General features: G+C 64.8%; 7 protein-coding genes and 3 pseudogenes. 5 read left to right on the forward strand and 5 right to left on the reverse strand.

Features of this window, described 5'->3' with window-relative positions; all coding sequences use genetic code 11:
* Positions 1 to 142: 142 nt before the first annotated feature.
* Positions 143 to 580, reverse strand: a complete 438-nt coding sequence (locus tag OR16_RS38325; RefSeq protein WP_006164710.1) for a MarR family winged helix-turn-helix transcriptional regulator — start codon at positions 578 to 580, stop codon at positions 143 to 145.
* Positions 581 to 1015: 435 nt separating this feature from the next.
* Here OR16_RS38325 and OR16_RS38335 point away from each other — a divergent pair, with 435 nt between their 5' ends.
* The gene (locus OR16_RS38335) at positions 1016 to 1453 is read left to right on the forward strand and encodes a carboxymuconolactone decarboxylase family protein (RefSeq protein ID WP_006164712.1); all 438 of its coding nucleotides are present in this window, start codon (positions 1016 to 1018) and stop codon (positions 1451 to 1453) included.
* Positions 1454 to 1543: 90 nt separating this feature from the next.
* Here the strand turns inward: OR16_RS38335 and OR16_RS38340 are convergent, their stop codons facing one another.
* Together OR16_RS38340 and OR16_RS38345 are read right to left on the reverse strand one after the other, a co-directional pair.
* Complete coding sequence (locus OR16_RS38340) at positions 1544 to 2002, reverse strand: cupin domain-containing protein (protein ID WP_006164713.1); 459 nt, start codon at positions 2000 to 2002, stop codon at positions 1544 to 1546.
* Between the two features lie 19 nt (positions 2003 to 2021).
* Complete coding sequence (locus OR16_RS38345; protein WP_006164714.1) at positions 2022 to 2459, reverse strand: carboxymuconolactone decarboxylase family protein; 438 nt, start codon at positions 2457 to 2459, stop codon at positions 2022 to 2024.
* A gap of 473 nt (positions 2460 to 2932) precedes the next feature.
* Here OR16_RS38345 and OR16_RS38350 point away from each other — a divergent pair, with 473 nt between their 5' ends.
* Complete coding sequence (locus tag OR16_RS38350; RefSeq protein ID WP_006164715.1) at positions 2933 to 3979, forward strand: Bug family tripartite tricarboxylate transporter substrate binding protein; 1047 nt, start codon at positions 2933 to 2935, stop codon at positions 3977 to 3979.
* A gap of 13 nt (positions 3980 to 3992) precedes the next feature.
* Positions 3993 to 5095: pseudogene (locus OR16_RS38355) on the forward strand (porin).
* Between the two features lie 38 nt (positions 5096 to 5133).
* Here the strand turns inward: OR16_RS38355 and OR16_RS42450 are convergent.
* Positions 5134 to 5310, reverse strand: a pseudogene (locus tag OR16_RS42450) (maleylacetate reductase); the annotation flags it as partial.
* Positions 5311 to 5460: 150 nt separating this feature from the next.
* Entirely contained in the window at positions 5461 to 6666 is a 1206-nt protein-coding gene (locus OR16_RS38360; protein ID WP_043422926.1) for an FAD-dependent oxidoreductase, read from the reverse strand.
* A 240-nt stretch (positions 6667 to 6906) separates the two neighbouring features.
* Here OR16_RS38360 and OR16_RS38365 point away from each other — a divergent pair, with 240 nt between their 5' ends.
* Together OR16_RS38365 and OR16_RS38370 are read left to right on the forward strand one after the other, a co-directional pair.
* Positions 6907 to 7857, forward strand: a complete 951-nt coding sequence (locus OR16_RS38365) for a LysR family transcriptional regulator (RefSeq protein ID WP_006164718.1) — start codon at positions 6907 to 6909, stop codon at positions 7855 to 7857.
* Between the two features lie 153 nt (positions 7858 to 8010).
* Positions 8011 to 8196 (forward strand): annotated as a pseudogene (locus tag OR16_RS38370) (hydroxyquinol 1,2-dioxygenase); the annotation flags it as partial.

Raw genomic sequence — 8196 nt, forward strand, 5'->3', positions numbered from 1 at the left:
GTGGATGCCGGCGTAGTTGGCGCAGCCGGCCAGCACTGCTGCCATCAACACCGAGAGCGCGGGGCCTGCAAAGCGGCGCACCGAGGGATTAATTTGATTGTGCATTATCTGATCTATCAGTTAAATGGGTAAAAAAAAACGATCAAACGTTCGCAAATTTGGCAAGGAGCCGGCGAAATTCAGTGAATTCTTCCTGGCTGAACGCCTTCAATCGCGCATTAAGTACCTTCGGTGCCACTTCAGGGATGCAGCCCGCGACGGCCATGCCCTTTTCCGTCAGCGTGAGGTTAACCATCCGGCGATCGTCCGTGCTACGACTGCGCGCCAGCAGACCCTTATCTTCCAGCCTGTCCAGCATGCGGGTCATCAGGCCGCTGTCAATGCCGAGTAGCTTGCTCATTTCGAACGGGGTGCCGGTAACGCCGCGCTTCAGCAGGAGGAAAATGCCCATTTGCTGCGCGGTGATGTCCAGATCTTTCAGTGCCGCATCCATTTCGACCAGGAGGCAGTCGCGGGCACGGTTGAGATAAAACCCGACGCTCTGCATGAGCTGGTAGTTTTCCTTCGAGTAGTGGTCCACGGCGATGCCTCATTGCATTTGCTGACTGAACATTAGTTGATGAGTCAGATAAATGCAAGTAAGGATCTGCATGGGTAGTGCGGCGTGGCTGGAGAAGTCGATCAAGTCATTGATTTTTAACGATTTTAAGGATGAATCTGGCGACATGGCAAGCATGCCGACTTTCCCGAATGGCAACCGGCCCGATGGACCCGCCCCGGGCGAGGCGGGTCCATCGGGCTCGGTCAAGGGCGGCTTCAGGAGTGCCACGAGGTGGAGGCCAGTGGCCGGCGCGCAAGCGGTGGGCCAGGCTCCGAGCAAGGTGTCGAGTTGATGTGCCGTGCCAGGTACTGGCTACCCAAGAAGCCGCTGAAATGGCTATTGTCGGCGTCACCCCTCGGCTCTAGGCTGTCCTATGGGTTCGGCCGTCCGGCCGGGCCGCCAGCGGGGATCGCCATGACATTGCGGCTCGACAGCCACCGGGCCAACAGGCCCAGCACCGAACTATTGCTTCGCCTGGACCGACGCGCCGAGCGCTACCGGCTCGAGCATTCGCTGGTGGATATCGTGCGGCTGCGGGTGTCGCAGATCAATGGTTGCCCTTACTGCATCGACCTGCATTCGACGCGGGCGCGCAAGGACGGCGAGATGGCGGCGCGGATCGATATGCTGGAACTCTGGCGCGAGACGTCGCGGTACACGGACCGCGAGCGGGCGGCGCTGGCCTGGGCCGAGGCGGTGACGCGCATCGCCGGCACGCGTGTGCCGGACGCCGTCTGGGAAGCGGTGCGGCCGTATTTTTCGGATCGGGAAATCGTGGACCTGACCCTGCTGGTCACGGCGGTCAATAGTCTTAACCGTTTTGGCATCGCGTTTCGCCGGACTCCTGGCTAGCTCGGATGCAGGAAGGGAAGGAACCAGGCTGGTGGCTTGCGGATCCTGCTGGCGTATGAAGGCCGATCCCGTGCGGGGCCGGCTTTCAGTTCATTGGGGCAGCGGCAGCTTGATCGGCTCGCCTTCGCCCGCGATGGCGAACACCAGCAGCCTGGCCGGTGTGGTCTTGCTGGCATTGCGGGTGACCAGGTGCCTTGCATTGGGCGCCTCGTACCAGCTTTGGCCCTTGCCATAGGTCTTGGCCGGCTCGCCGCCGAGTTGCGATACGACGGTGCCTTCCAGCACGTAGGCAAAAATCGATCCGGGGTGGACGTGCGGGGCAGATGCCTGGCCGGGGGCGAGCGTCACCGTTGCCAGCAGGACATTCTTGCCTGCTGCCTCGGGGATCGGCTGCTTCATCAGCGGCTGCACGGTCTCCTCGGCCCTGCCGGGCTGCCCGTCGGGCGTATGGGCATGGACGTTGCCCGCGCCAAGCAAAGCCAGCAGGGCCGGCACGGCGGTCGCAATCGCCAGGCGGGACACGGCCCGCCCAATCTGCAATCGGGTCATGGTTGACGTCTCCCGTGGGTCAGGCCGGCGTCTTGCGGAACGAGATGGCGAAGCGGTTCCAGCTATTGATCGCGGAGATCAGCAGGGTCAGGTCGACCAGTTCGGCGTCGCTGAAATGCGGGCGGACGGCTTCCCAATCGGCGTCGGGTACATGGCTCTGGGCAACCAGCGTGACGGCTTCCGTCCAGGCCAGCGCGGCTTGCTCGCGTGCGGAGAAAAAGGGCGTTTCGCGCCAGACTGACAGGGTGGCCAGGCGGCGGTCGTCTTCGCCGCCCTTGCGCGCATCGCTGCTGTGCAGGTCGATGCAGTAAGCGCAGCCATTGATCTGCGAAGCCCGCAAGCGCACCAGTTCCACCAGCGGTTTTTCCAGGCCGCTTTTGGCAATCCGTTCCTCCAGGCCGATCAGGGCCTTGATGGAGGAGGGGCTGGCATTGTAGAAATCGAGACGTTGTTCCATGGTTTGCTCCTGGTTTGCGCCGCCGGGGCGGCGACGCGACTGGAACAAGATTAGGGCGATAATTGGTTATGGAAAATAGCCATTTTTATGTAATTTTAGGTAGCCAATGGTGTAGCCAATGATGTGGCCATGAACCGGTGCAGCAAGGGTGGCCAGCCAGCATCGCCATACCGGCATGGATGTAGGCCGCGCCGATGCCACCGTAGCCAAACAGGATCCCGGGCACCGACTGCTGCCGGGCCTGTTCTGGGTGGGCTGCGCGCTGGTGGCCGGGCAGGTGGGCCAGGGAGACCGGCCTCACGTTGAGTACTCCGCTCTATCGGGCCCTCGCCCGGGCGCATGCAAGACGCTTATGCCAGCCATTAGCCAACGCGCCTGTCGCCCGCCATCCACACATTGTCTAATGCATCCACATACAGGCACGGCACGCTATTCAACGCCGCAGCCAATAACGATGATGGAGACAATGTGCGATGAAACATCCCGCCCGCCTGAATGTCCTGTTGGTGTCCGCCTGCGCGGCCGTCGCGTGGGGAACCTCGCTCGGAGCCGGCACCGATGCCGCGCCTTTCCCAACCCATCCAATCCGGCTGGTGGTGCCGTTCACCAGCGGCGGGATCGCCGATGTGATGAGCCGCGTCCTCGCTGAAAAGCTCAAGGAGTCGCTTGGCCAGTCGGTGGTGGTCGAGAATCGGCCGGGCGCGGGCACCATGCTCGCTTCCGAATATGTAGCGCGCGCCGACGCCGATGGCTACACGCTGCTGATGGCGGCGGCATCCCTCACCATTGCGCCCGCCGTGTATCCCAGGGGCCGGGTCAGGTACGACCCGGTGCGAGATTTCGCGCCGGTCTCGCTAGTGGCGGAGGTGCCGCAGGTGCTGGTGGCATCACCTGCGTTCCCGGTAAAGAATGTCGGCGAACTGATCGCCTATGCGCGCTTGCATCCCGACCAGGTGAACTATGCCTCGTCCGGCGCCGGCACTTCCAACCACCTCGGGGCGGAGCATTTCAACCAGATGGCGCACATCCATATGAAGCACGTGCCTTACAAGGGCACCATGCAGGGCCTGAACGACGTGGTGGCCGGCCATGCCCAGGTCATGTTCGCCGACCTGGCCGCCGCGGACGCCTTTATCAAGGCGGGCAAGCTGACCGCGCTGGGACTGACCAGCGCGAAGCCCTTGCCGTCCCGTCGCCCGACTGAACGAGGCCGTACTCAAGGCCTTGCGCAACGGCGAGGTCAAGGCGCGCTTTGCCGCGCTCAATGTCGACCTGGCGCCGAGCAGCCCCGAGGCGTTCAAGCGCTTCATCGCCAGCGATACCGCCAGGTGGTCGGACATCGCGCGGGCGACTGGGGCCTCCGTGGAGTGAGGCTCCCGTGCCGGGCCGGCTTTGGCGGCCCGCCTTGTCTTTCCCGCCATTCCCCGCAGATTGCCGCCGCCATTCTCGTGACCGGGCATGGCTGGTTGCGCGCTGTTTTTCGCTTTCGCTTTCGCGTTCCATCACAACAACAGCAATGACTGGAGGAGACAGATGAAAACCATCCGGCTGACTGCGGCCGCCCTGGTGGCGCTGCCAGGCTTTGTCACCGCGCAGGCGGTCACCCTGTACGGGGTGGTCGACACCGGCGTCGAGTACGTCAACCATATCGGCACGGCTGGCAATAGCGTGACGCGCATGCCAGGCCTGACCGGCACCGTGCCATCGCGCTGGGGCTTGCGCGGCAGCGAGGACCTCGGCCGGGGCCTCAAGGCGGTGTTCGCGCTGGAGTCGGGTTTCGGCCCCGACACGGGCGTATCCAACCAGGGCGGACGCTTGTTTGGCCGCCAGGCGTACGTGGGTCTTGCCGGCAAGTGGGGCCAGATCGCGCTGGGCCGGCAGTACACCATGACGTTCTGGGCCAACCTGGACGCGGACATGCTCGGCCCGAACACCTTCGGCTCGGCCTCGCTGGATAGCTACATGGCGAATTCACGCGCCGATAACGCCATTTCGTACAAAGGCACCTTTGGCGGCTTCACGGCAGGGGCCACCTACAGCTTCGGGCGCGATAGCGCCAATGCCGGCCCGAGCCCGGCGGGCACCAATTGCGCCGGCGAGAACCCGGCCGATGCGCGCGCCTGCCGCGCATGGTCGGCGCTGCTACAGTACGATGCCAAGCGCTGGGTAGTCAACGCGGCCTATGACTCGTTGCGCGGCGGTCCGGGCGCCTTCGCCGGGCTGACCAACAGCGGCTTGCGTGACGACAGGCTCTCGCTCAACGGCTATGCCTTGCTGGGCGCCGCCAAGCTGGGCCTCGGCCTGGTACGGCGCGATAACCGGGGCAGCCCCACGCCGCGCAGCGATCTCTGGTTTGGCGGCGTGTCCTATGCGGTGACGCCGGCCTTCAGCGTGGATGCGGAAGTCTTCAACCTGCCTTCAACCTGCGCTATCACGGCAGCAGCAACAAGGCTTGGCTGTACGCGGCGCGGGCGACCTATGCCTTCTCCAAGCGCAGCTCGGTGTATGCCACCGCTGGCTTTATCGACAATGGCGGCCAGCTCGCCTTGTCGGTCAGCAATGGCCAGCCGGGTGCCAACCCGGCGCCCGGTGCCAGCCAGCTTGGTGCCATGCTGGGGATCAAGCACATCTTCTGATGCCTTGAGACATGATCGCGCCGTTGCGCTGGCGGCGCGGCGTACATCGCTTCCACGCAATGGGCGATGGCGTTCAGGCCGCTGGTGGCGCTCATCGCCGCCGACAGGCTGAGGGTGAGTTCCGGGTCATAGACCACGCTGCGTGGCAGCACCTGCACCGAGCGGCCGGTCTTCTTTTCGCCGTGCTCGGTGATGCCGTAGATCGGCGTCATCTGCCAGCGAGGCCAGCGCGCCCTTGCCGAACACCACGCGCGCGGGCAGCGGTCAGTAGATAGAGCTGTCTTGCACCATGTGAGGTCTCCCGAGTAGTGATTCCTGGCAGGCGCCGCAACTTGTCGCGGCGCCTGCCGGTAGGTCACCGCGCGTCAGGTAATGGCATCGGCGCGGCGGATCGAAGCAATCATCGAACTGTCGAGCAGGAACTCGCGCGACTTGTCCGGATCGAGCGAGATCGCATGCAGGGCTTGCTGGTTCTGGCGGCGCACCTGCGGGTCGCGTTCTTCCATGGTCTTCTTGTTGCGGATGCTGTTCTTTTGCACCACCTCCACGGCGACCGTGCGGCGCTGGCGCGAATACAGCTCGAGCAGCTCGGCGCCGGCGCGGCCGTGCCAGACCTCGGCCAGCTTGGTGCCAAGGTTGAAGGCATCGTGCACGCCGCCGTTCAGGCCGAAGCCGCCGATCGGATTGTTGATATGGGCCGCGTCGCCGGCCAGCAGGATGCGGCCCCGGACGAAGGTGTCCGCCACACGCTGGTGCACCCGATAGGTGCCGGAGTAGGCCAGCGGGAAGTGCATGTCCACGCCCAATGTCTCGCGCAGGCGGGCCTGCACGTTGGCCGGCGCCAGCAGCACCGCGTCGTCGACATCGGGATCGGCCGGCATGGCAACGCGCCAGAGGTCGGGGTGGCTATCGTCGTACAGCTTCAGCACCACGGCCCAGTGATCGGGGTCGGAGACATAGGCGGTGCCGGTGTAGCCCAGCGGTTCCATCGGCATGGCGACATTGGTGACCAGGAATTTCTCGCGCCAGGTAAAGCCTTCGAAGCCAAAGCCGGCGCTCTTGCGCACCATGCTGCGGGCGCCGTCCGCGCCTACAACCCAGGGCACCCGCACCTTGCTCGAGCCCTGGGCGGAGCGCAACTTTAGCGTGGCGCTGGCGCCGTCGGTGGATACCGATTCGAGCTTTTCGCCAAAACGCAGTTCGACATTCGGCAGCGTGCGCAGCACATCGAGCAGCAGGCTGGAAAGGTAGTGCTGCGGCAGGTGGAAGCGGAAGGGGAAGTCGGTCAGGGCGGACAGGGTGCCTAGATCGAACTCGGCATAGACGCCCTGGCTGCTGTCGCGCATCTGCCAGACGGGAATGCGGATGCCCATCCTGGTCAGATCCGCTTCGATGCCGAGCTTGCGAAAAATCTCCAGCGTGGGCGGATGGAACGCCGCGCCGCGCTGCTCGCGGGCGATTTCGTCGGCGCTCTCGAACACGACGCAGGGCACGCCGCGGCGCGCCAGCGTCAGGGCTGTGGTCAGGCCAACGGGCCGCCCGACTATCGCAATGCTTTCATCGTATGACATGTTCGGTTCCTTGTATGGGATGGGCGATTGCCGCGCGGCCATCGAGGTCGCTAGAATCCTGTGTGCAAGGTACCGGCCGGTCATAGGGGTGTCGATACGCGGAATCGCATCAGTGCCATTCGGAAGTTGAATGCGCGCGGCTCGCATGGCACGCGCCGATCGGGTACAACGGTTCTCGCCACGGCGCGCCTCACCCCGCTGGGCCTGGCGGTGCGCCACAGTCCACACAGGAACCCAGCCATGGCAAAGAATGCCGGTTTCGCCGCCTCGCTCGACCTGCGGCTGCTGATCGTCTTCGACGCGGTGCTGCGCAAGCGCAGCCTGACCCAGGCCGGCGATAGCCTGGGCCTGAGCCAGCCGCTGATGAGCCAGTCGCTCAGCAAACTGCGCCAGTACTTTGGCGATCCGCTGTTCGTGCGCACCACGGCCGGCATGTCGCCCACGCCGCGCGCGCGCGAACTGGCGCCGCGCATCGCCAGCGTGATCCAGTTGATGCAGGAGGCCGTCGAAAGCCCCGACCAGTTCGATCCGGCCGTCTCGCGCCGCAGCTTCAGCTTTGTCGCCACCGATTTCGGTGCCGCCTTCCTGCTGCCCAGGCTGCTGGGCCACCTCGCCGAACATGCCCCGGGCATCCGGGTGCGTGCCATTGCCGCACCGCGGCATGGCGTGGAGGAGATGCTGGAGGAGGGCGAGGCGGACCTGGCCATGGGCAGTTTCGCCATCACGCGCTCGCCGTTCTACCAGCGCCGCCTGTACGCTTCCGATTACGTCTGCCTGGCGCGCGCCGGCCATCCGGTGGCGCGAGGTGGGCTTAGCGAGCAGGCTTACCTGAACGCCTCGCATGCGCTGGTGGCGCCGCTGCCGATCGGCTACGAGGCACTGGAACGTTTCCTGCTGGACAGCATTCCCGCCGAACGCTTTGTCGTCACGCTGCCGAATTTCCTCACGGTGCTGACCACGCTGCCCAGCTCCGATGCGCTGTTTACCGTCTCCCGCCGCGCCGGCGTCGAGGTGGCCCGTCTGGTCGGCGCGCAGGTGCTGGAGCTGCCGGTGAAGATCCCGGGCTTTGTCGTGCGCCAGTTCTGGCATGAACGCTTCCACAAGGATCCGGCCAACAAGTGGTTCCGCGACCTGATCCACAGTCTGCTGGCCGACGCGGGCGAGGGCGGCGACGAGGCCTGCACCGCCTGACGCGCGCGGGGCCGGATGCCGAATCGGCATTCGATGTATTCCTTTCCGGCTATGGCCCCGCACGGGCCGCGCTTCCATACTCCAGCCAAGCCCGCAAGCGCCCCGGTATCCGGCGCGGCCGGGCGGACAGCCTAAGCCAGTTAAGGAGACGCTATGGAAGGCAACCTCATTCGTGGCCTGCATCACATCACGCTGTGCACCAGCACGGCGCAGGGTGACGTGGATTTCTTCGTCAAGGTGCTGGGCCAGCGCTTTATCAAACGCACCCTGTTCTACGATGGCCGCATTCCGATCTATCACCTGTACTTCAGCGATGCGGACGCGACGCCGGGCACGGTG

This window comes from Cupriavidus basilensis OR16, assembly GCF_000243095.1.
GTDB classification, from domain to species: Bacteria; Pseudomonadota; Gammaproteobacteria; order Burkholderiales; family Burkholderiaceae; genus Cupriavidus; species Cupriavidus basilensis_D.

Excerpts from the sequence above, each read along its gene's own strand:
- OR16_RS38335 (WP_006164712.1), top strand. The coding sequence starts at position 1,016 with ATGACATTGCGGCTCGACAGCCACCGGGCCAACAGGCCCAGCACCGAA.
- OR16_RS38340 (WP_006164713.1), bottom strand. The coding sequence starts at position 2,002 with ATGACCCGATTGCAGATTGGGCGGGCCGTGTCCCGCCTGGCGATTGCG.
- OR16_RS38345 (WP_006164714.1), bottom strand. The coding sequence starts at position 2,459 with ATGGAACAACGTCTCGATTTCTACAATGCCAGCCCCTCCTCCATCAAG.
- OR16_RS38350 (WP_006164715.1), top strand. The coding sequence starts at position 2,933 with ATGAAACATCCCGCCCGCCTGAATGTCCTGTTGGTGTCCGCCTGCGCG.
- OR16_RS38360 (WP_043422926.1), bottom strand. The coding sequence starts at position 6,666 with ATGTCATACGATGAAAGCATTGCGATAGTCGGGCGGCCCGTTGGCCTG.
- OR16_RS38365 (WP_006164718.1), top strand. The coding sequence starts at position 6,907 with ATGGCAAAGAATGCCGGTTTCGCCGCCTCGCTCGACCTGCGGCTGCTG.